The organism is Streptomyces sp. NPDC051662 (assembly GCF_040681655.1).
Lineage (GTDB): Bacteria > Actinomycetota > Actinomycetes > Streptomycetales > Streptomycetaceae > Streptomyces.
On the sequence record NZ_JBFAZD010000004.1, the window covers coordinates 214,537 to 236,415 of the forward strand.

Here is a 21,879-nt window from a genome sequence, read left to right on the forward strand (position 1 = left end):
GCCCCGGGCCAGAAGGCATCAGACCGTACGGCGCCGGACCACAAGGCCCGGACCACAAGGCCCGGACCACAAGGCGCCGGACCACATGGCGCCGGGGCGCGGGCAGGGCAGTAGCGGCAGAGCAGTAGGAGTAGGTGTTTCACGTGAAACCAATCGACCCCCGTCTGCTCCGGTATGCCCGGGCCACCCGCTTCTTCCTTGTGGCCGTGGTGGTCCTCGGGGTGGCCGGCGCGGGGCTGGTCATCGCTCAGGCGATGCTTATCGCCGAGGTGGTGGTCGGCGCGTTCCAGCGCGGGTTCGATGGCTCCGATCTGCGTACTCCGCTGCTCCTGCTGGTCGCGGTCGCCGCCGGGCGGGGGCTGGTCGCCTGGCTGACCGAGCTCGCCGCCCACCGGGCGAGCGCGGCGGTCAAGTCGGAACTGCGCGGACGGCTGCTGGAGCGGGCCACCGAGCTGGGTCCGGGGTGGCTGAGCGGGCAGCGCATCGGTTCGCTGGTCGCGCTCGCCACCCGCGGGGTCGACGCGCTGGACGACTACTTCGCGCGCTATCTGCCGCAGCTGGGGCTCGCCGTGGTGGTGCCGGTGGCGGTGCTGGCCCGGATCGTCACGGAGGACTGGGTCTCGGCGGCCATCATCGTGGTGACCCTCCCGCTGATCCCGCTGTTCATGGTGCTCATCGGCTGGGCCACCCAAGCCCGGATGGACCGTCAGTGGCGGCTGCTGTCCCGGCTGTCGGGACACTTCCTGGATGTGGTCGCGGGGCTGCCGACTCTCAAGGTCTTCGGCCGGGCCAAGGCCCAGGCCGAGGCGATCCGTACGATCACCTCGGAGTACCGGCAGGCCACCCTGCGTACGCTGCGGATCGCCTTCCTGTCGTCGTTCGCGCTGGAACTGCTCGCGACGCTGTCGGTGGCGCTGGTCGCGGTCACCATCGGGATGCGGCTCGTCCACGGCGAACTCGATCTGTACACCGGGCTGGTGGTGCTGATTCTCGCCCCAGAGGCCTATCTGCCGATCCGGCAGGTGGGGGCGCAGTACCACGCGGCGGCCGAGGGGCTTTCGGCGGCCGAGGAGATCTTCACGGTGCTGGAGACCGAGCCTCCGGCGGGCGGTACGGAGGAGGTGCCCGGCGCGCCCCGGCTGGAGCTGGACGGGGTGACGGTCCGCCATCAGGGACGTACCGAGCCCTCGTTGGACGGGGCCACGCTGACGGTCGAGCCGGGGGAGACGGTCGCCCTGGTCGGCCCGAGCGGCATCGGCAAGACCACCCTGCTCAATGTGGTCCTCGGGTTCGCCGTCCCCGACGAGGGCCGGGTGCGGGTGGACGGCCGTGATCTGGCCTCCCTCGATCCGGAGCGCTGGCGGGAACGGATCGCGTGGGTGCCGCAGCGGCCGTACCTCTTCGCCGGGACGATCGCGGAGAACGTACGGCTGGCCCGGCCGGACGCGGATGACGCGGCCGTACGGGACGCGCTGCGGGACGCGGGGGCGTACGACTTCGTGGCGGCGCTCCCGGACGGACCGGACACCGCGCTCGGCGAGGACGGGGCGGGCCTTTCGGCGGGTCAGCGTCAACGGCTCGCGCTGGCCCGCGCCTTCCTCGCGGACCGGCCGCTGCTCCTGCTCGACGAGCCCACGGCGGCGCTCGACGGCGAGACGGAGGCGGGCGTCGTCGAGGCGGTGCGACGGCTGGCCGTGGGGCGTACGGTGCTGCTGGTCGTCCACCGGCCCGCGCTGCTCGCGGTGGCGGACCGGGTGGTGACCCTCGTGGAGCCGGCGCGGCCCGGCGAACGTACGGCGGGATCCGCGCGGCCGGAGCTGTCCGAGCCGCCGGCGTCCATGGAGCGGCCACTGACCCCCATGGTGTCGATGGCGTCGGTGGGGTCGGCGATCGAGGAGTCCGGGCCCGGGCTCGGACTCGGCGACCTCCCCGCGCTGCCCCCGTCCGGCGACGAGGACGCCGTACCCGCCACCTTCGGCACGGCGGACGGTGGAAACGAGACGGACGGCGGAGGACGGGGGGACGGCGCGGGTGGCGGGAAGCGCGGGCATGGCGGAGGCGGTGCAGAGCGTGGGCACGGCGGGGGTACCGGTGCGCGGGCTCCGCTCGCGCGGATGCGGGCCGCCGCCGGTGCGCTCCGTGGCCGCTTCGTGCTCGCGCTGGTGCTCGGGAGCTGCGCGCTGGGCTCGGCCGTCGGGCTCATGGCGGTGTCCGGTTGGCTCATCTCCCGCGCCTCCGAGCAGCCGCCCGTTCTCTATCTGATGATCGCGGTGACGGCGACCCGCGCCTTCGGTATCGGGCGGGCCGTCTTCCGGTACGCCGAGCGGATCGTGTCGCACGACGCGGTGCTCAGGATGCTCGCCGATCTCAGGGTCTCCGTGTACCGGAGGCTGGAGCGCATCGCGCCCGCCGGGCTTCGCGAGACCAGGCGCGGCGATCTGCTGTCCCGGCTGGTCGCCGATGTGGACGAACTCCAGGACTACTGGCTGCGCTGGCTCCTCCCGGTCGGCTCCGCCCTGCTCGTCGGGGTGGGCGCGGTCGGATTCACCGCGTGGCTGCTGCCCGAGGCGGGCGCCGTACTGGCCGCGGGGCTGCTTGTCGCCGGAGTGGGCGTACCGCTGCTGAGCGGTGTCCGCGCCCGCCGGGCCGAGCGGCAACTCGCTCCGGCACGGGGACTGCTGGCCACCCGCGTCACCGACCTGCTCAGCGGTGTCGCCGAGTTGACCGTCGCGGGCGCGCTGAAGAGCCGGATGCGCCGGACAGGGGAGGCCGACGGAACGCTGACGGCCATCGCCTCCCGCGGCGCGAGCGCCGACGCGCTCGGGGGCGGGCTCTCCGCCCTGGTCTGTGGACTGACCGTCGCCGGGGCCGCGTATGTGGGGGTCGAGGCCCTGGCGGACGGACGGCTCGCGGGCGTTGAACTGGCCGTGCTCGTTCTGACCCCGCTCGCCGCGTTCGAGGCGGTCACGGGGCTGCCGCTCGCCGTGCGGTACCGGCAGCGCTCCCGGTGCGGCGCGGAGCGGGTGTGCGAGGTGCTGGACGCGCCCATACCCGTACGGGAGCCCGAGCGGCCGGCCGCCGCTCCCGTATCGCCGTTCCCGCTGGAGGTGCGCGGGCTGGCCGCGCGGTACCCGGGGCAGCGGCGGGACGCGCTCAGTGGTTTCGACCTGACCCTGACCGCTGGGAAACGGGTCGCGGTCGTCGGGCCTTCCGGCTCGGGCAAGACGACGCTGGCTCAGGTACTGCTGCGCTTCCTGGACGCGCGCGAGGGCGGCTGCCGGCTCGGCGGTACGGACACGGCCACGCTCGACGGGGACACCGTCCGCCGGTTCGTGGGGCTGTGCGCCCAGGACGCGCACCTCTTCGACAGCTCCGTACGGGAGAACCTCAGGCTCGCCCGTACGGACGCGACCGACGACGAACTGCGCGACGCCCTGCGCCGGGCCCGGCTGCTCGACTGGGTCGACGCCCTGCCCGCCGGACTCGACACGCTCGTCGGCGAGCACGGCGCACGGATCTCCGGCGGCCAGCGGCAGCGGCTCGCGCTGGCCCGCGCACTGCTCGCCGACTTCCCCGTGCTGGTCCTCGACGAGCCGGCCGAGCATCTGGACCTGGCGACGGCCGACGCGCTGACCACCGATCTGCTGGCGGCGACCGAGGGGCGGACGACGCTGCTCATCACCCACCGTTTGCAGGGACTTGACACGGTTGACGAGGTGATCGTGCTGGACGGCGGTCGCCCCGTACAGCGCGGCACCTATACCGAACTGGCCGCTGAGGAGGGGCCGCTGCGCCGGATGCTGGAGCGGGAACGCGCCGGAGACCTCCTGGAAGCCCAGAAGTCGACTTTCCCTGCCAAATAGGACTTATTAGGCTCATGGGCATGGACGTGCCCGAATCCAAGGACCCCCTCGAAGCCGCCATCCGCGCGGCAACCAGCCTTGAGGGCCTGTCCGCCGAGACCGCCGCGCGCGTGCCGCAACTGCTGGAGGCGATGTGTTCGGTCGGCACCGGACTCGGGCAGCACTCCACGCTCGACCGGATCTGTGAGACCGCCGCCGAACTCGCCGACGCCCGGTACGCGGCGATCGGCGTGGTCGACGAGGAGGGTGAGGGCCTCTCCGACTTCGTGACCTACGGGGCCGGCGAGGAGGTGGCCCGGCGGATCGGACGCAGACCGGATGGACGCAGCGGTCTCCTCGGCGCGCTGATCCGGGTCCCCGATCCGATTCGGCTCACCGATCTGACGACCGATCCGCGCGCCGTCGGATTTCCGCCCGGCCACCCGCCGATGCGGACCTTCCTCGGCGTCCCGATCCGCGTCAGGGACAGGACGATCGGCAACTTCTATCTGGCGGAGAAGTCGGGCGGGGGCGAGTTCGACGACAGTGATCTGCGTCTGCTGCGGGTGCTCGCAGCAGAGGCGGGGGTGGCCATCGGCAACGCCCGGCTGTATGAGGCGGCCCGGCAGCGCGAACGGTGGATCGAGGGTTCGGTCGCCGTCACCACCGCCCTCCTCTCCGGCGGTGACGCCGGCGACGCGCTCACCGTCGTCGCGGAACACGCCCGCAGGCTCTCGGACTCGGCCATGGGCGCGGTGATGCTGCGCGCGCGGAACGGGGGTCTGGAGATCGTGGCCGTCTCCGCCGACCATCCGGTGATGAGGGTGGGCTACCGCGTCCCGGCCACCGCGCCCGCCGCCGCGGCTCTGCTGGCCGGCGAATCCGTTTTCGTGGACGACGCTGCCGGCGATCCGCGCCTGGTGACCAGGCTGGCCTCCGAGTTCGGTCCCCTCATGCTGCTGCCGCTGCGTACCGACGGGCGGGTGCTCGGCGCGCTGGTGATGCCGCGGTCGCGGGGCGCGCGCCAGTTCAGCCGGCGGGAACGCACGCTGGCCAGGCAGTTCGCCGCGCAGGCCGCACTGGCCCTGATGATGGCCGGGGCACAGCGGGACCGGGAGCGGCTGGCCGTACTTGAGGACCGCGACCGGATCGCACGTGACCTCCACGATCTGGTCATCCAACGGCTGTTCGCCACCGGGATGACGCTGGAGACGGCCCAGCGCGGAGAGGTGGCGCCCGAGGTTCACCACGGCATCGAGAAGGCGGTCGCGGAACTGGACGTGACGATTCAGGAGATCCGTACGGCCATCTTCGCGCTCCAGCAGGGACCGGCCGAGGCGCCGCCCGGGATGCGTACCCGCGTGCTGCGGGAGATCAATATGGCCGCCGTGCCTCTGGGTTTCCGGCCCACCCATCGCTTCGTCGGCCCGGTCGACTCCGTCGGCGAACTCGCCGGGAAGAACCTGGTCGCCGCGCTTCGGGAGGCCCTTTCCAATGCTTTCCGGCACGCGCACGCCACTCGGATCGAAGTCGTCGTCGACTGCACGGTCCGGCTTCCCGACGGCGGGCGGGCGGTGCGGCTGTCGGTCGCCGACGACGGGGTGGGCATTCCGGAGGGCGGGCGGCGCAGCGGACTGCGCAACCTCAAGCGACGGGCGGAGTCGCTGGGCGGATCGAGTACGTGCGAGCGGGGGCTCGGGGAGAACCGGCGCGGTACGGCGCGCGGTACGACGGTGGTGTGGGAGGTCCCGCTGTGAGGCCCTGCTGTGAGGCCCCGCTGTGAGGCCGCGCTGTGAGGCCGCGCCCCGTTCAGAGCCTGTTCGCTCAGTGCCCCTCAGCTTGACGGCGGGCCACGATCTGCTCGATGACGATCGCGACGCCGTCCTCGTTGTTGGTGACCGTGCGTCCGGAGGCGGCGGCCAGTACGTCCGGGTGGGCGTTGCCCATCGCGTAGGACGTCCCGGCCCAGGTCAGCATCTCCAGATCGTTCGGCATATCGCCGAAGGCGACGACCTCGTCGGAGGAGATGCCGCGCTCGGCACAGCAGAGCGCGAGCGTGCTGGCCTTGCTGACCCCCGGGCCGCTGATCTCAAGGAGCGCGCTCGGGCTGGAGCGGGTGATGGTGGCGCGGTTCCCCACCGCCGTACGGGCCACGGCGAGGAAGCCGTCGGGCGTCAGGTCGGGGTGGTGGGCGAGCAGCTTCACCACGGGCGCGGCGGACTCGTCCGCCGTTTCCCGTGCTTGTCCTTGCTCCTGTATCCGCCCCTGTGCCTGTCCCTGTCCCTGCTCCTGCCCCTGTCCCTGTTCCTGTACCTGTACCTGGAGGAGCTTCTCCGCGGTGGCGACGGTCGCGCCCGGGTCCTGGTGGAAGGGCGGATACGTCGGCTCGTAATGGATGCCCGTGGTCAGTTCGACGGCGAAGGTCGTACCGGGCGCGGCGTCGCGCAGCGCCTGGACGACGGCCAGGGCGGTGTCGCGCTCCAGTGGGCGGACCCGCAGCAGCTTTCCGCCGGCGTGCAGATCCACGACCGCGGCGCCGTTGGCGCAGATCGCCATCCCGTGGCCGTGCACATGCTCGCTGACGACATCCATCCAGCGGGCCGGGCGGCCGGTGACGAAGAAGACCTCGATACCGGCCCGCTCGGCGGCGGCGAGCGCGGCGATCGTACGGTCCGAGACGTACTTGTCGTCGTGCAGCAGGGTGCCGTCGAGATCGGTGGCGATCAGCCGGGGTCTGGCGGGGAGCGGGGAGTCGTCGGGCGCGGGCGCGGGTCCACTGGGCGAGGTCACGCGTCCATTCTCGCGTACGAATACGCACGGGCGTGCGGAGGGGCGCACATCTGAGTGGGCCTGGGGTGCGTGCTCGGTTCCGTCCCCGGCCGGACGTGCGCCCCGTACGCACCCGTATCGTCAGGGGCATGCGTCTGAGTACCGTGATCCTGCCCGTCCGCCGCTGGCACGACGGAGGCCGTGACGACTGGCAGCGAGCCGAGCGGCTCGGTTTCCATACCGCGTACACCTACGACCATCTGTCCTGGCGGACCTTCCGCGACGGGCCCTGGTTCGGGGCCGTGCCGACCCTGACCGCGGCTGCCGCCGTCACCGAGCGGCTGCGGCTGGGCACCCTCGTCACCTCGCCGAACTTCAGACATCCGGTGACGCTCGCCAAGGACCTCATCTCGCTGGACGATGTCTCGGGCGGCCGGATCACCCTCGGGATCGGAGCGGGTGGCACCGGCTTCGACGCGACGGTGCTGGGGCAGGAGCCATGGACGCCGAAGGAGCGGGCCGACCGGTTCGCCGAGTTCGTGCCGCTGCTCGACCGGCTGCTGACCGAGGATTCCGTGACGTACGACGGGACGTACTACTCGGCGGTCGAGGCGCGCGACATTCCGGGGTGTGCGCAGCGGCCCCGGCTGCCCTTCGCGGTGGCGGCAACCGGGCCGCGCGGGCTGAAGCTCGCCGCCCGGCACGGTCAGGCATGGGTGACGACGGGGGACCCGAAGCTGTTCGAGACGGGTACGCCGGAGCAGTCGCGTGCCGCCATCAGCGGGCAGATCGACCGGCTGGGCAAGGCCTGCTCGGAGATCGGGCGGGAGGTGTCCGAGGTGGAGAAGATCCTGCTCACCGGCTTCACCCCGGACCGTAATGGCCCGATGGAGTCGCTCGACGCGTTCGTGGACTTCGCGGGCAGGCACTTCGAACTTGGCATCACCGAGATCGCGGTGCACGCACCCATCCCGGACTCGGAGTTCGCGGCCGACCAGCGGGTCTACGAGCGGATCGCCACCGAGGCGCCGGCCCAGCTGCGGCGGTAGCGCTCGTCCCGGGCTCTTCCGGGGCTCGTCCCGGTTTCTTCGGGGCTCCTCCGGGCTCCTCCGGGCTCCTGCGGGCCCGTCCGCGGCTCGTCAGCCCGTCAGCCCTCAGCCGGGAAAGCGCAGGTACCGCGACGGTACGGAGTCGGTGAGCCAGACGCCATTGGCGCTGACATGGAACACCAGCCCGTCGCGGTGCATCGCCCCCGCGTCCACCGGCAGGACGACGGGCCGGCCGCGGCGCGCGCCCACCCGCGTCGCGGTCTCGCGGTCGGGCGAGAGATGGACGTGGTGGCGGTCCATGGGGCGCAGCCCCTCCGCCCGGATCGCGTCCAGGTTGCGGGCGACCGTGCCGTGGTAGAGGTAGGCGGGCGGTTGTGCCGGGGCCAGCTCCAGGTCGACGGTGATGGTGTGGCCCTGGTTGGCGCGGATCCGGTCGCCGTCGATGGTGAAACGGCGCTTGTCGTTGACGGCGACCACATGGTCCAGTTCGGCACGGCTCAGCCGGAAGCCGTGCGCGGCGGCGGCGGTCATCAGTTCGTCGACCGGTACCCACCCATTCGCGTCGAGGGTGATGCCGATTCGCTCGGGCTGGTGGCGCAGATGTTTGGCGAGGTACTTCGACACCTTCACGATGCGTCGTTCGTCGGATGCTCCGGTCATCGCACCAGCGTGACCGGTGGTGCTGTCGGGTGCCACTCATTTCACATTGCTGACGGTTCGTAGGTTTGATCCACAGTCAACTTTGTTTATCCACAGGCTATTTGGCGGATCTGTGGATAACTGGCGTACCATTTAGCCTATTTGGTCAATTTGTCCTTTCTGTCTGTGGGTTGAGGTGAGGTCGTCCAAGGCTCTTGCCTGGACCTCGCGTTCGGTGGCCGCGGCGACAAAGGAGGCCACCCTCTCCCGGCCAACAAGGTTCTCCACAGCCCGGATCGTGTCGGCGGGCAAGGGCACGGACCGGGTCACGGACGGGCCGGAGGGCGGGGCGTCCACCGTCAGATGCCGCCGCAGGTGGCGGGTGGCGAACAGCCGCATCGCGCGGGCCAGTTCCGCGTCGACCGACTGCCGCGCCAGCGGACGCATCCGGCGCACCAGCGCGGCAGCCTCGGCCGCGTCCGCGTCCGTCGGGGGACGGTGACCGAGATAGCGGGCGAAGACATGCTCAGTGGTGAACTCCAGGAAACGGGAGGCGATGTGCTCGACCTGACCGCGAAGCTCCCGCAGATGTCCGGAGATCGCGGGCAGCGGCACCCCGGCCGCGTGCAACTCCGCTGCCACGGCCAGCTCCTGAGGGCTCGGGACGAGGAAGGCGTCATCCCGGCCCGGGATACGTTCCAGCACACCCAGCTCCAGGGCCTCCTCGACGGCCGCGTCGTCCCGTGCGCCGCCGAACCTTTCGTCCAGCTCCGCCCGCGAGATGCTGGCCGCCTCCTCGTCGGTCCAGGGTCCATGTACCTCGGCGACGAGCCCGAGCACCCCGCCCAGCCCGCGCCCGGCGTCCCACGCCTCCAGCAACTCCTTGATGGAGGCCAGGGTGTAGCCCCGGTCCAGCAGATCGGCGATCTGCCGCAGCCGGGCGAGATGGGTGTCGTCGTACACATTCGCCCGGCCACGCCGCTCGGGCCTGGGCAGCAGCCCGCGGTCCTGGTAAGCGCGGATCGTACGGACCGTGGCGCCGCTCGCCTGCGCGAGACCCTCGATCCGGTACTCGGCGCCGGGCCCGGACCGCGGATCGGCCCCGGACACGCTCACGCCCTTCGTCCCAGGGCCGCGCGGCCCACCGCGCCCGCCGCCGCACGCGCCGCCGGCGAGGCCGCGAGATAGTCGACGGCCCTGCGCAGCGAGCCCTCCTGCGAGGGGTGGTACGAGCGCCGGAGGTAGCGGGGTATCGCCGAGCCGAGCTCCCGCCAGGTGGGCAGCAGGCCCTTGTCGATCGCCTTGTTGTGCTCACGCAGCGAATAGCCCGACCGGCCCGCGAGTTGGGGGTCGTGCCGGATCAGATACGCCGCCCCCCAGGCCCACAGCCACAGCAGTACGGGCGCGGTGACGCACATCGTCCCGATCCGCCGGGCGTACGGCGCCGCACCGGAGCCGCCGCAGTGCTGGTACATGTCGAATGCCACCGCCCGGTGTTCGACCTCCTCCGCGCCGTGCCAGCGCAGCAGATCGAGCATGACCTCGTCGGCGCCCGCGCGGTCCAGCTCCTCCGCGCGCAGCACCCAGTCGCCGAGGACCGCCGTGAACTGCTCGATCGCGGCGATGAACGCCAGCCGGTACAGGAGCCATTTCCCGGCCGGGAGGGGTATCCCCCAGGGAGGCTTCTCGCCGAGCAGCCGCTCGAAGAGGAAGTCCACGTGCCGGGTGTACGCGTCGGTGTCCAGCCGCTGCTCCGCCAGGTGGTTCAGCACATAGGAGTGCTGCACGCTGTGTGTGGCCTCCTGCCCCATGAACCCCTTGACGTCCTTGAGCAGCCGCGCGTCCGTGACCAGCGGAAGGCTTTTCTTGAAGACCTTCACGAACCATCGCTCGCCCGCGGGCAGCAGCAGATGCAGCACATTGATGACATGGGTGGCGGTGGGCTCGTCCGGTATCCAGTGCAGCGGGGTCTCGCGCCAGTCGAACGAGACCCGGCGCGGCACGATGGGGTACTTCTCGTCTCCTTCTGCGTTCACAGCGGCGGCTCCACCCGCGCGAGGGCGCGCAGCGCGCCCGGCGCGAACCGGGACAGCAGCCGCGCCCCGCGCGCCTCCGGAGTCACCGGCACCACGGCCTGGTTGCGGATGACTGCGCGAAGCACGGCGTCGGCGACCTTCTCGGGCGGGTAGTTGCGCAGCCCGTACAGCCGGGCCGACTTCTTCCTGCGCCGCTCCTCCTCCTCGGCGGAGACGCCTGTGAAACGCGCGGTGGAGGTGATGTTGGTGTTGACGAGGCCGGGGCAGATCGCGGAGACCCCGATGCCCTGCCCGGCCAGTTCGGCCCGGAGACACTCGCTGAGCATCAGCACCGCCGCCTTCGACGTGCTGTACGCGGGCAGCGCCTTTGAGGGCTGATACGCCGCGGCGGAAGCGGTGTTGACGATATGACCGCCCTGGCCGCGCTCGGCCATCTGCTTGCCGAAGAGCCGGCAGCCATGGATGACGCCCCACAAATTGACGTCCAGGACCTTCTTCCACTCCTCGGCGCTGGTGTCGAGGAACGCTCCGGACAGCCCGATCCCCGCGTTGTTGACCAGCACATCGACGATGCCGTACTCCGCGGCGACCCTCTCGGCGAGCTTCTCCATCGCCTGCCCGTCGCCGACATCGGCCGGCTCGGCCCAGGCGTCAGGCGCGCCGATCAGCCGGGCCAGCTCCGCGGTCCTGGCCGCTCCCTCCACGTCCCGGTCGACCGCCACGATCCGCGCGCCCGCCTCGGCGAACGCGAAGGCGGTCGCCCGGCCGATGCCGCTGGCCGCGCCGGTGACCAGCACCAGCTGTCCGCCGAAGCGCTCGGCGTACGGCCCGCTCGGCGCCACACCGGGGTCCGGGAGCCCGCCGTCCTCGTGGGCCGTGACGAAGTCATCGATCCAGGAGGCCAGTTGGTCGGGGCGGGTGCGGGGCACCCAGTGCTTGGCGGGCAGCGTCCGCCGTACGAGCCGCGGCGCCCACTGCTCCAGATCGTCGTAGAGCCGTTCCGACAGGAAGGCGTCGCCGGTCGGCGTGATCAGTTGAACGGGGGCGTGCGCGTAGGCGTCGGTCCGCGGTCTCCGCAGCCGGGCGCGGACGTTGTCCCGGTAGAGCCACGCGCCGTGCGCCGCGTCCCGGGGCAGCGAGGACGTCGGGTACGTATCGCCCGGGATCCTCTCGATCCGCTGGAGGATCCTTGGCCACCGCTTGCCGAGCGGCCCGCGCCAGGCCAGCTCCGGCAGCACGGGCGTATGCAGCAGATAGACATACCAGGACTTGGCGCCCTGCCCGAGGAGCTGCCCGGCCCGGCGCGGAGTGGGCCGCGCCGCCCGCCGCTTGATCCAGTGCCCCAGATGATCGAGAGAGGGGCCCGACATCGAGGTGAAGGAGGCGATCCGGCCCTCCGTCCGCGCCACCGTGACAAACTCCCAGCACTGCACGGAGCCCCAGTCGTGGCCGACCAGATGGACCGGCCGGTCCGGGCTCACCGCGTCGGCGACCGCCAGGAAGTCGTCCGTCAGCTTCTCCAGCGTGAAGCCGCCGCGCAGCGGAACCGGCGCCGTCGACCTGCCATGGCCCCGTACGTCGTACAGCACCACATGGAAGCGGTCCGCGAGCCGTTCCGCGACCTCGGACCAGACCTCCTTGCTGTCCGGATAGCCGTGCACCAGCAGGACGGTCGGCCGCGTCGGATCGCCCAACTCGGCGACGCACAGCTCGATCCCGCCCGTACGCACCCAGCGCTCCCGCGCGGCCGCCAGGCCCCTGTCCGTACCGCCGCCTTCGCCCGCACCCTTACTCATACGGCCTCCGCCATTCATACGGCCTCCGCCCAGCGCCGCACATGCGGCAGATCGTCATCCAGCCAGAACGCGCTCTGCTCCGGGTCCCGGGAGTCGGTGACCACCAGGATCTCCTCGAACTTCGCGCCGGTACCCCGGAATCCGAGGTGGGGCTCTACCGCCCACAGCCCCGGCTTCGGCGGGTGATCGGAGAATCTGTACGGGCTCCACAGCGGCGACCAGCCGTCCCGGTGGCCGTGCAGGGCGTCGCTCGCCAGCCCCTTGAGCGACTGGGTGCCGAATCCGAACACATGGGGCGAGACGCGGCGCTGCTTCACCCGGTCGATCTTGTGGGCGATGACACCGAAGGGGTACGCGCGATGCCGGTTGGCATATCCCTGCCGCATCATCAGCCGGTCCACGTCCTGGTAGATCTCCCGGAGCGAGCGCCGCTCGCGCACCTCCCGCAGGATCAGCTCGCGGTGCGCCTCAAGGTCGGCGAGCAGCTTGCCGTGCAGCCGGTTCGGCCCCAGACAGCCCGAGTAGCCGACGTCGGCCGTGAAGCCGCGGTGGACCGGCGCCAGATCGAGGATGAACGGCATGCCCGCTTCCAGCCGCCGGCCGGTGGGAAAGAACTGGAGCGGTATCCGGAAGCCCGCGAACGCCGTACGGTCCCCGAACCACGCGAAGGGCAGATGGAACCAGTCGCGCACACCGCGGGCACGGAGCCACTCGCGCTGCATGCGCGCCGCCTCGCGCTCGGTCACCCCCGGCCGCAGCCGCTCGGCGACCGCCTCCGCGCATGCATACGCCAGGCGCTGGGCCTCCCTGAATCCCCGCAGCTCAGTGGTCCGCGCGTCCGTCATCGCGTCGCCTCCCACCCCGTCCCCACCCCATTCCGTGTGCGGTACGTGTTCGTAACGTGACACTGATGAATGTGACAATGGTTGGCGGCGACGTCAAGGGGCGGGGGATTCCTGTGGATAACCGGCGGACGGCCGGGGCCCCTACGGGTTCCCTACGCCTGGAGGCTGACATGGATACAGCCGCCTGGTCTGACGCTCGCCCTGGCCCGCGCCACTACCGTCGAACCGTGACTGTGATCGCGACAGAAGGCCTGAGCAAGCGGTTCCCCCGGGTGACCGCGCTTGACCGGCTCTCCTTGGACATCGGACCGGGTGTGACCGGCCTGGTGGGCGCCAACGGAGCCGGCAAGTCCACCATGATCAAGATCCTGCTGGGTCTGTCCCCCGCCACGGAAGGCCGGGCCACGGTGCTCGGGCTCGATGTCGCCACCAGCGGCGGCACCATCCGCGAGCGCGTCGGATACATGCCTGAGCACGACTGCCTGCCGCCGGACGTCTCGGCCACCGAGTTCGTCGTCCACATGGCGCGCATGTCCGGACTTCCGCCGACCGCCGCCCGCGAGCGGACCGCCGACACGCTCCGCCATGTCGGCCTGTACGAGGAGCGCTACCGCCCCATCGGCGGCTACTCGACGGGCATGAAGCAGCGCGTCAAGCTCGCACAGGCGCTGGTCCACGACCCCCAACTGGTCCTCCTCGACGAGCCGACCAACGGTCTCGACCCGGTCGGCCGCGACGAGATGCTCGGTCTCATCCGGCGCGTCTACACCGACTTCGGCATCTCCGTACTGGTCACCTCGCATCTCCTGGGCGAGCTCGAACGCACCTGTGACCATGTCGTCGTCATCGACGGCGGAACGCTTCTGCGCTCCAGTTCCACCAGCGATTTCACCCAGACCACCACCACCCTCGCGGTCGAGGTCACCGACACGGACGCGCACCCCGACGGCACGCGGTCCCTGCGCGAGGCCCTCACCACCGCCGGACTCACCCTGCACGCGGGCATGGAGGAAGGGCTGCCGGGCGCGGGCCACATCCTGCTGATCGAGGCCGAGGGCGAGGAGACGTACGACGTCGTCCGCGACACCGTCGCCGGGCTCGGCGTGGGGCTCGTACGGATGGAACAGCGCCGGCACCACATCGCGGAGGTCTTCCGCTCGGAACCGTCCGCCGCGGCGGCCCGGCCGGGCCAGGGCGCCGACGAGGCGGAGTACGCACTGCAGAAGGGAGGCGCCCGCGATGAGCACTGAGACCGAGACCGGTACCGGGGCAGGCGCCGGAGCCACCCGGATCCACAACATCGGGTACCGCAACTACGACGGGCCGCGGCTCGGCCGCGCCTACGCCCGACGCTCCCTCTACTCGCAGTCCCTGCGCGGCGCGTACGGACTCGGCCGCTCGGCCAAGTCCAAGGTCCTGCCGATGATCCTCTTCGCGGTGATGTGCCTGCCTGCGGCGATCATCGTCGCGGTCGCCATCACGACCAACCTCAAGGCGCTGCCGCTCGACTACACGCGCTACGCGATCGTCACCCAGGCCGTCATCGGCCTCTATCTCGCCGCCCAGGCCCCGCAGTCCGTCTCGCGGGATCTGCGCTTCAAGACCGTGCCGCTGTACTTCTCCCGCCCGATCGAGCGGGTCGACTACGTCGTCGCGAAGTACGGGGCGATGGCCTCCGCGCTCTTCGTGCTGACCGCGTCGCCGCTGCTCATCCTCTATGTGGGCGCTCTGCTGGCGAAGATGGACTTCGTCGACCAGACCAAGGGCTTCGGCCAGGGGCTGGTGTCGGTCGCGCTGCTCTCACTCCTCTTCGGCGGGATCGGCCTCGTGATGGCCGCGCTCACCCCGCGCCGCGGCTTCGGTGTCGCCGCGGTCATCGCCACCCTGACCATCTCCTACGGCGCGGTCTCCACCGTCCAGGCGATCGCCTGGCAGACGGACGCGCTCGGTACCGTGAAGTGGCTCGGCCTCTTCTCGCCGGTCACGCTCATCGACGGCGTACAGACCGCCTTCCTGGGCGCCACCTCCGCCTTCCCCGGTGAGGCGGGCCCCTCGGCCGGTGTGGGCGTGATCTATCTGCTGGTCGTTCTCGCGCTCGTCGTCGGCTCGTACGCCGTTCTCATGCGCCGTTACCGGAAGGTCGGGCTGTGACCACCATCAATATCGAGCACACCTCGCGCTGGTTCGGCAATGTGGTGGCCGTCAACGACGTCACGATGACGATCGGCCCCGGCGTCACCGGCCTGCTCGGCCCCAACGGCGCGGGCAAGTCCACCCTCATCAACATGATGGCGGGCTTCCTCGCCCCCTCCACGGGCACCGTCACCCTCGACGGGGAGCAGATCTGGCGCAACGAGGGCGTCTACCGGCAGATCGGCATCGTGCCGGAGCGGGAGTCGATGTACGACTTCCTCACCGGTCTCGACTTCGTCGTGGCAAACGCCGAACTGCACGGACTGGGCGCGAAGGCGGCCCGCGAGGCGCTCGCCACGGTCGAGATGGAGTACGCGCAGGACCGCAAGATCGCGACGTACAGCAAGGGCATGCGCCAGCGCGTGAAGATGGCGTCCGCGCTGGTGCACGACCCGTCGGTGCTGCTTCTGGACGAGCCGTTCAACGGGATGGACCCGCGCCAGCGGATGCAGCTGATGGATCTGCTGCGGCGTATGGGCGCCACGGGCCGGACAGTCCTGTTCTCCTCCCATATCCTGGAGGAGGTCGAGCAACTCGCCTCGCACATCGAGGTGATCGTGGCCGGCCGCCATGCCGCCTCCGGTGACTTCCGCAAGATCCGCCGCCTGATGACCGACCGGCCGCACCGCTATCTCGTACGGTCCAGCGACGACCGCGCGCTCGCCGCCGCGCTGATCGCCGACCCGTCGACAGCCGGTATCGAGGTCGACATCGCCGAGGGCGCACTGCGTATCCAGGCCGTCGACTTCGGCCGCTTCACCGAACTGCTGCCGCGGGTCGCCCGCGAGCACTCCATCCGACTGCTCGCGGTCTCGCCCTCGGACGAGTCCCTCGAATCGGTCTTCTCCTACCTCGTAGCGGCCTGAGCGGCCTGAAAGGAGCTGTGACGTCATGTACAACCCCACAGTCGCCCGGCTCACCTACCGGGCCCTGCTCGGCAGGCGCCGGGCCGCGATCCTCTTCGTACTGCCCGCTCTGCTGATTGTCATCGCGGCGGCCGTCCGCAGCTTCAACGGAGTGGACGACCAGGTCGCGTCCGACGTGCTGGGCGGCTTCGCCCTGGCCACGATGGTGCCGCTGATCGGCGTGATCGCGGGGACGGGCGCGATCGGGCCCGAGATCGATGACGGCTCGATCGTCTATCTGCTGTCCAAGCCGGTGAAACGGTCGACGATCATCTTCACCAAGCTGCTCGTGGCGATCGCCGTGACCATGGCGTTCTCCGCGATCCCCACGTTCATCGCCGGATTCATCCTGAACGGCAACGGCCAGCAGATCGCCATCGCCTATACGGTCGCGGCACTTGTCGCCTCGATCGCCTACAGCGCGCTGTTCCTGCTGCTCGGTACGGTCAGCCGACACGCGGTGGTCATAGGACTCGTCTACGCGCTGGTCTGGGAGACCCTTTTCGGCAGCCTGGTCGCGGGCGCGCGCACGCTCAGCGTCCAGCAGTGGTCCCTGGCGCTCGCCCAGAAGATCGGCGACGGGACGACGATCACCTCGGACGTCGGACTGCCGCTGGCGGTGATCCTGCTGGTGGGTGTCTCGGTGGTCGCGACCTGGTACGCGGGCCAGAAACTACGGACGTTGACGCTCGCGGGCGAGGAGTGAGCCGAGTGGTGACGCCGCAACCCCTGCCCGATGGGTGGGGGTTGCGGCGTAACTGTACGCTTATCGGCTCGTTGTTCGAGGTGCGTGGAGGCAAATGGGGATTCGTAGCGTCGAGCCTTTGTGAATCTGGGGATTGCCGGTGGGGATCGAAAGCCGCACCGGTCATTGAGTGAGTAGCCACCGTGAGCCGACCTCCACCCCTGAAGCCCGGGGACAGGGCCGACCATCATCGGTTCTACAAGGGGAAGGCATTTCCATGCCACCTGAAGGTGCTCTGCTCGAATCGCGCACGCTGCGCATCGAGCATCTGGGACGCGTCGACGTCCTCGACAGGATCAAGGCCTTGGCCATGCTCCCGGACGGCATTCACCTCCGTACGGAGGACGTGTCCCGGTACTTCGAAGTATCCACAGACGTCATCAGGCAGTTGACCGCTCGGCATCGAGCAGAACTCGCGGAGAATGGGATGCGAGTGCTGCGAGGCTCTGACCTGCGGAGATTTCATAGTGACATGGTGTCACTATGGAGCCAGGACCAGGGGGAAAGTTATCCACAGGCGGTCACGCAGCTCACGCTCTACACCCGTCGCGCCGTCCTCAACATCGCGATGCTGCTTCGCGACAGCGACATCGCACGGTGCGTCCGTACGTACCTCCTCGACGCCGAGGGCGCTCTGCGGAAGGGGTACGCGGACCTCGACCGGCGGGTCACCGACGTCGAGGCATGCCTCGGCGGGGTCGGGGTCGCGCTGCGGGAGTTGGGGCCGGTTCTGAACCGGATGTCGTACCGGCTCGACAGTCTGGACCGGCGGCTCGACGCGACCAATCGCGTCGTCGCCGCCATCAGTAACCGGCTGTGTGAAATGTCCGCGGACATCCACCGCGTGGACGCCAGGGTGGACGACGTCGTCCACCAGCTGAGGGATCTGCGTCGCGGGCGTAAGCGCCGCTGATCCTCGTGGGCCGGTCCGCGTCCGTCCGTGGCACCTCATGGACGGGCGCGGGCCGTGCCGCGGATATTCGGTGGCGCGGAACCGCCCTGCCGGTCAGAGTAGTTGTGTCAGGGCACACCACAGACCGGGAGCGGAACGCGGCGATGACCGGGAGGCCGAGTCCGTCGAGTTCCCAGCGGGGCAGCACCGCGTAGGCACCGGAGTAGCCATCACCACTCCGCGCAGCCGCCGGCACGCTGCCCAGGGGGCGGCCGCTTCGAGCGCGCATCCGCGCGGGCCGCCCCTTCCCGGAAGACTGACCGAGGGGTAGGGCAACGGCTTGCTGAGCCGCACCGGACCCACAAGTCCTGGGGACCGTCTTCTCGGTCAGACCCGGCTCCGGCCCAGCAGCTTCTCCAGCACCAGCGCGATGCCGTCGTCCTCGTTCGACGCCGTGACCTCGTCCGCCACGGCCTTCAACTCCCCATGTGCGTTGGCCATCGCCACGCCGTGCCGTGCCCAGCCGAACATCGGGATGTCGTTCGGCATGTCGCCGAACGCGATCGTGTCCGCCGCCTTGACGCCCAGCCGACGCGCCGCCAGCGAGAGTCCGGTGGCCTTGGTCAGGCCCAGCGGAAGGATCTCCACGACACCGGGGCCCGCCATCACCACGTCCACCAGACTGCCGACCACCGCCCGCGCGGCCTGCGCCAGCGCGTCGTCGTCCAGCTCCGGATGCTGGATGTACACCTTGTTCAGCGGAGCCGACCACAGCTCCGCCAGGTCGTCGACCAGTACTGTCGGCAGCGGACCCTCCTGCAGCCGGTAGCCAGGGCCGACCAGCACATCGCCGTCGAGTCCGTCCCGGCTCACCGCCAGCGCCAGCGGGCCGACCTCTCCCTCGATCTTGGCCAGCGCCAGCCCGGCCAGTTGACGGTCCAGCGTCAGTGACGTCAGCAGCCTGTGCTCACCGGCGTGATAGACCTGCGCACCCTGGCCGCACACCGCGAGGCCCTCGTACCCCAGATCGTCCAGTATGTGCCGGGTCCAGGGCACGGCACGTCCGGTGACGATGATGTGCGCCGCGCCGGCCTCGGTGACGGCGGCGAGCGCTTCGCGCGTACGCCCGGAGACCGTGCCGTCCTCACGCAGCAGCGTGCCGTCCAGATCGGTCGCGACCAGCCTGTACGGGAACGACGGCTCCGAGGAGAGCGCGGAGTCCGGCGCGGAGGACGGCGTGGACGCGGGCGCGGGAGACGGCGTGGACGCGGGCGCCGCCGAGGGGTCCGTGCTCACTTGGCGATCGGTTCCAGTGCCTCACGGCCGCCCAGATACGGGCGGAGCACCTCGGGCACCCACACCGAGCCGTCCGGCTGCTGGTGGTTCTCCAGCAGCGCCACGATCGTGCGCGGGACGGCGCACAGCGTGCCGTTCAGTGTCGCCAGCGGCTTGACCTGCTTGCCGTCCCGCATCCGGACGGAGAGCCGGCGTGCCTGGAAGCCGTCGCAGTTGGACGCCGAGGTCAGCTCGCGGTACTTGCCCTGGGTCGGGATCCACGCCTCGCAGTCGAACTTGCGCGAGGCCGAGGCACCCAGATCGCCCGTGGCCACATCGATCACCTGGAAGGGCAGCCCGAGGCCGGTCAGCCACTGCTTCTCCCAGTCCAGCAGCCGCTGATGCTCGGACTGCGCGTCGGCCGGATCGACGTACGAGAACATCTCGACCTTGTCGAACTGGTGGACCCGGAAGATTCCCCGGGTGTCCTTGCCGTACGTCCCGGCCTCGCGGCGGAAGCACGGCGAGAAGCCCGCGTACCGCAGGGGCAGCTTGTCGGCCTCGATGATCTCGTCCATGTGGTACGCGGCGAGCGGCACCTCTGACGTACCGACCAGGTAGTAGTCGTCCTTCTCCAGGTGGTACACGTTCTCCGCGGCCTGGCCGAGGAAGCCCGTGCCCTCCATGGCACGCGGGCGGACCAGCGCGGGCGTGAGCATCGGGATGAAGCCGGCCTCGGTGGCCTGCGCGATCGCCGCGTTGACGAGGGCGAGCTCCAGCAGCGCGCCGACACCCGTCAGATAGTAGAAGCGCGAGCCGGACACCTTGGCGCCCCGCTCGACGTCGATGGCGCCCAGCGCCTCGCCGAGCTCCAGGTGGTCCTTGGGCTCGAAGCCCTCCGCCGCGAAGTCACGGACCGTGCCGTGCGTCTCCAGGACGACGAAGTCCTCCTCGCCGCCCACCGGGACGTCGGGGTGGATGATGTTGCCGATCTGGAGGAGCAGCCGCTTGGCTTCCTCGTCGGCTTCGTGCTGCTCGGCGTCGGCGGCCTTGACGTCCGACTTCAGCTGCTCCGCCTTCCTGAGCAGCTCCGCCTTCTCCTCCGGGGACGCCTTGGGGATCAGCTTGCCGAGCGACTTCTGCTCGGAGCGCAGCTCATCGAAGCGCAGGCCGGACGCCCGGCGCCGCTCGTCGGCGGAGAGCAGGGCGTCGACGAGCGCGACGTCCTCTCCACGGGCGCGCTGGGAGGCGCGAACACGGTCGGGGTCCTCACGGAGCAGGCGAAGGTCAATCACCCCACCAGGCTACCGGTGTGCACTGACACCACCCCACTCGATATCGGCAGGCGCGCCATTTTGTCCTAATTGCCGGAATTGGTAAACCTGTCGGGAAAACCCTCGCCAGTCGCTCGATGTTCGTCAATAAAAGGTACGCATTTCCCCGGAACGAGGCATTCCGGGGTCACCGCCTTGACTCACTTCCCTTGTGGGCCACGGGACTTGAGCCGGTTGGGGCGTGCGTTGTCCACAGAAATACACAGGGCTCCAGAGTTATCCACAGGCTGTGTGGGAGATCTGTGGATCGCCGAAATGGTCGCCTCGAAAGCCGGGGACAGTCCGACCGATTCTCTTCTCAAACCCGCTTTGCACACTCATTCGGGTGGGAATTGCTCGCTCTAACGAGTTGATCACGGGAATTGAGGTGACGCGAGGCTCCTTGGTGCCCTGTGGACGGAGAGGCGGTGACGAGAGCGATTTGTCGACTGCGTGGGTCTGTGTTGTCGACTTGTCCCCAGGATGACAGCCGGGCCTGTGGATAACTCCGCGATACATCCACAGGTCCCGCGGCCGGATACGGCCGGGCGCGGCCGGACGAGGGCCCTACCCACAGGACAGGGACCACATCCCACCGGACTGGGCCCCGGACTGGGCCCCGGACTGGCCCCGGGCCGGGCCTCAGGCGCGGCCGTCCTGGCTGCGCGCCAGCCAGTCCGACGCCTCGATGAACGCCGTATCCGAGGTCCCGGGCCGCAGCGGCGGCACATCGGCCGGGGACACTCCCGCCCGCGGGTACGAGCCGAGGAACCGCACCTTGGGGCAGATCCGCTTCAGCCCCATCAGTGCCTCACCCACCCGCCGGTCCGAGATATGACCCTCGGCGTCCACGGCGAAGCAGTAATTGCCGATTCCCGCGCCCGTCGGCCGCGACTGGATCAGCATCAGGTTGACCCCGCGCACCGCGAACTCCTGGAGCAGTTCGAGCAGCGCGCCCGGGTGGTCGTCGCCCAGCCAGATGACCACCGACGTCTTGTCCGCGCCCGTCGGCGCCGCCGGGCGCGCGGGCCGGCCCACCAGAACGAAGCGCGTCTCCGCGTTCTCCGCGTCATGGATCTCGGTGACCAGCGGCTCAAGGCCGTACGTCGCCGCCGCGAACTCGCCCGCGAAGGCCGCGTCGAACCGGCCCTCCTGCACCAGCCGCGCCCCGTCCGCGTTCGACGCGGCCGATTCCCACAGCGCGTCCGGCAGATGGGCGCGCAGCCAGTTCCGCACCTGCGGCTGGGCGACCGGATGACCGGTCACCGTCTTCACATCCGACAGCTCCGTCCCCGGCCGTACGAGCAGGGCGAAGGTGATCGGCAGCAGCACCTCGCGGTAGATCATCAGCGGCTCGCCGGAGGCGAGCTCATCGAGGGTCGCGGTGACCCCGCCCTCCACCGAATTCTCGATCGGTACCAGTGCGGCCGCGGCGTCCCCGTTCCTTACGGCGTCGAGGGCCGCCGGTACGGAGACCATGGGGACGAGTTCCCGCGTGGCCGATTCCGGGAGCGTACGGAGGGCCGCTTCCGTGAAGGTGCCCTCGGGGCCGAGATACGTGTAGCGCGTGGCCGACATAC

Annotated in this window: 17 protein-coding genes; 8 read left to right on the plus strand and 9 right to left on the minus strand. The window is 70.4% G+C overall.

The genetic code is table 11. The annotated features are described in order from the left end of the window. Window positions 1-143: 143 nt before the first annotated feature. Together cydD and AB0M67_RS08675 are read left to right on the plus strand one after the other, a co-directional pair. A complete protein-coding gene (gene cydD, locus AB0M67_RS08670; protein ID WP_365744063.1) occupies window positions 144-3,863 on the plus strand; it encodes a thiol reductant ABC exporter subunit CydD in 3,720 nt (1,239 codons plus the stop codon). A gap of 20 nt (window positions 3,864-3,883) precedes the next feature. Next, window positions 3,884-5,599, plus strand: a complete 1,716-nt coding sequence (locus AB0M67_RS08675) for a GAF domain-containing protein (RefSeq protein WP_365744065.1) — start codon at window positions 3,884-3,886, stop codon at window positions 5,597-5,599. A 67-nt stretch (window positions 5,600-5,666) separates the two neighbouring features. Here the strand turns inward: AB0M67_RS08675 and AB0M67_RS08680 are convergent, their stop codons facing one another. Next, complete coding sequence (locus AB0M67_RS08680) at window positions 5,667-6,632, minus strand: Cof-type HAD-IIB family hydrolase (protein WP_365744067.1); 966 nt, start codon at window positions 6,630-6,632, stop codon at window positions 5,667-5,669. Between the two features lie 128 nt (window positions 6,633-6,760). Between AB0M67_RS08680 and AB0M67_RS08685 the strand changes: the two genes are divergently transcribed. After that, the gene (locus AB0M67_RS08685; RefSeq protein WP_365744069.1) at window positions 6,761-7,660 is read left to right on the plus strand and encodes an LLM class flavin-dependent oxidoreductase; all 900 of its coding nucleotides are present in this window, start codon (window positions 6,761-6,763) and stop codon (window positions 7,658-7,660) included. 105 nt (window positions 7,661-7,765) lie between these two features. On the opposite strand, the gene AB0M67_RS08690 is transcribed toward AB0M67_RS08685, so the two are convergent. The 5 genes from AB0M67_RS08690 to AB0M67_RS08710 form a co-directional block, all read right to left on the minus strand. After that, the gene (locus tag AB0M67_RS08690; protein ID WP_365744071.1) at window positions 7,766-8,320 is read right to left on the minus strand and encodes an RNA 2'-phosphotransferase; all 555 of its coding nucleotides are present in this window, start codon (window positions 8,318-8,320) and stop codon (window positions 7,766-7,768) included. 132 nt (window positions 8,321-8,452) lie between these two features. After that, complete coding sequence (locus AB0M67_RS08695) at window positions 8,453-9,409, minus strand: MerR family transcriptional regulator (RefSeq protein ID WP_365744461.1); 957 nt, start codon at window positions 9,407-9,409, stop codon at window positions 8,453-8,455. A gap of 2 nt (window positions 9,410-9,411) precedes the next feature. Then, window positions 9,412-10,335, minus strand: a complete 924-nt coding sequence (locus AB0M67_RS08700) for a metal-dependent hydrolase (RefSeq protein WP_365744073.1) — start codon at window positions 10,333-10,335, stop codon at window positions 9,412-9,414. After that, on the minus strand, window positions 10,332-12,131 hold the full coding sequence (locus AB0M67_RS08705) for an SDR family oxidoreductase (protein ID WP_365744075.1): 1,800 nt from the start codon (window positions 12,129-12,131) through the stop codon (window positions 10,332-10,334). Before AB0M67_RS08705 ends, AB0M67_RS08700 begins: the two co-directional genes overlap by 4 nt. A gap of 14 nt (window positions 12,132-12,145) precedes the next feature. Next, on the minus strand, window positions 12,146-12,976 hold the full coding sequence (locus tag AB0M67_RS08710) for a M24 family metallopeptidase (protein WP_365744077.1): 831 nt from the start codon (window positions 12,974-12,976) through the stop codon (window positions 12,146-12,148). A gap of 233 nt (window positions 12,977-13,209) precedes the next feature. Here AB0M67_RS08710 and AB0M67_RS08715 point away from each other — a divergent pair, with 233 nt between their 5' ends. The 5 genes from AB0M67_RS08715 to AB0M67_RS08735 all read left to right on the plus strand — a co-directional run bounded on the left by AB0M67_RS08715 (window position 13,210) and on the right by AB0M67_RS08735 (window position 17,732). Next, window positions 13,210-14,226, plus strand: a complete 1,017-nt coding sequence (locus tag AB0M67_RS08715) for an ABC transporter ATP-binding protein (protein ID WP_365744463.1) — start codon at window positions 13,210-13,212, stop codon at window positions 14,224-14,226. Then, window positions 14,216-15,127 (plus strand): ABC transporter permease, encoded by a 912-nt coding sequence (locus AB0M67_RS08720; protein ID WP_365744079.1) that lies wholly within the window; start codon window positions 14,216-14,218, stop codon window positions 15,125-15,127. Before AB0M67_RS08715 ends, AB0M67_RS08720 begins: the two co-directional genes overlap by 11 nt. Beyond that, window positions 15,124-16,035, plus strand: coding sequence for an ABC transporter ATP-binding protein (locus AB0M67_RS08725; RefSeq protein WP_365744081.1), 912 nt, complete (start codon window positions 15,124-15,126; stop codon window positions 16,033-16,035). The genes AB0M67_RS08720 and AB0M67_RS08725 overlap by 4 nt, the downstream gene beginning before the upstream one ends. Before the next feature lie 25 nt (window positions 16,036-16,060). Beyond that, a complete protein-coding gene (locus AB0M67_RS08730) occupies window positions 16,061-16,780 on the plus strand; it encodes an ABC transporter permease subunit (RefSeq protein ID WP_365744083.1) in 720 nt (239 codons plus the stop codon). A 256-nt stretch (window positions 16,781-17,036) separates the two neighbouring features. Continuing rightward, window positions 17,037-17,732: a hypothetical protein gene (locus AB0M67_RS08735; protein ID WP_365744085.1), complete on the plus strand. Its 696-nt coding sequence runs from the start codon at window positions 17,037-17,039 to the stop codon at window positions 17,730-17,732. 366 nt (window positions 17,733-18,098) lie between these two features. On the opposite strand, the gene AB0M67_RS08740 is transcribed toward AB0M67_RS08735, so the two are convergent. From AB0M67_RS08740 to pheA, 3 genes are all read right to left on the minus strand, one after another. Then, window positions 18,099-18,893 carry an HAD family hydrolase gene (locus AB0M67_RS08740; RefSeq protein ID WP_365744465.1) on the minus strand — a complete coding sequence of 265 codons (795 nt, stop codon included), beginning with the start codon at window positions 18,891-18,893 and terminating at the stop codon, window positions 18,099-18,101. 110 nt (window positions 18,894-19,003) lie between these two features. Next, on the minus strand, window positions 19,004-20,281 hold the full coding sequence (gene serS / locus AB0M67_RS08745) for a serine--tRNA ligase (protein WP_365744087.1): 1,278 nt from the start codon (window positions 20,279-20,281) through the stop codon (window positions 19,004-19,006). 660 nt (window positions 20,282-20,941) lie between these two features. Continuing rightward, window positions 20,942-21,877, minus strand: a complete 936-nt coding sequence (pheA, locus tag AB0M67_RS08750; RefSeq protein ID WP_351392728.1) for a prephenate dehydratase — start codon at window positions 21,875-21,877, stop codon at window positions 20,942-20,944. Between the last annotated feature and the right edge of the window lie 2 nt (window positions 21,878-21,879).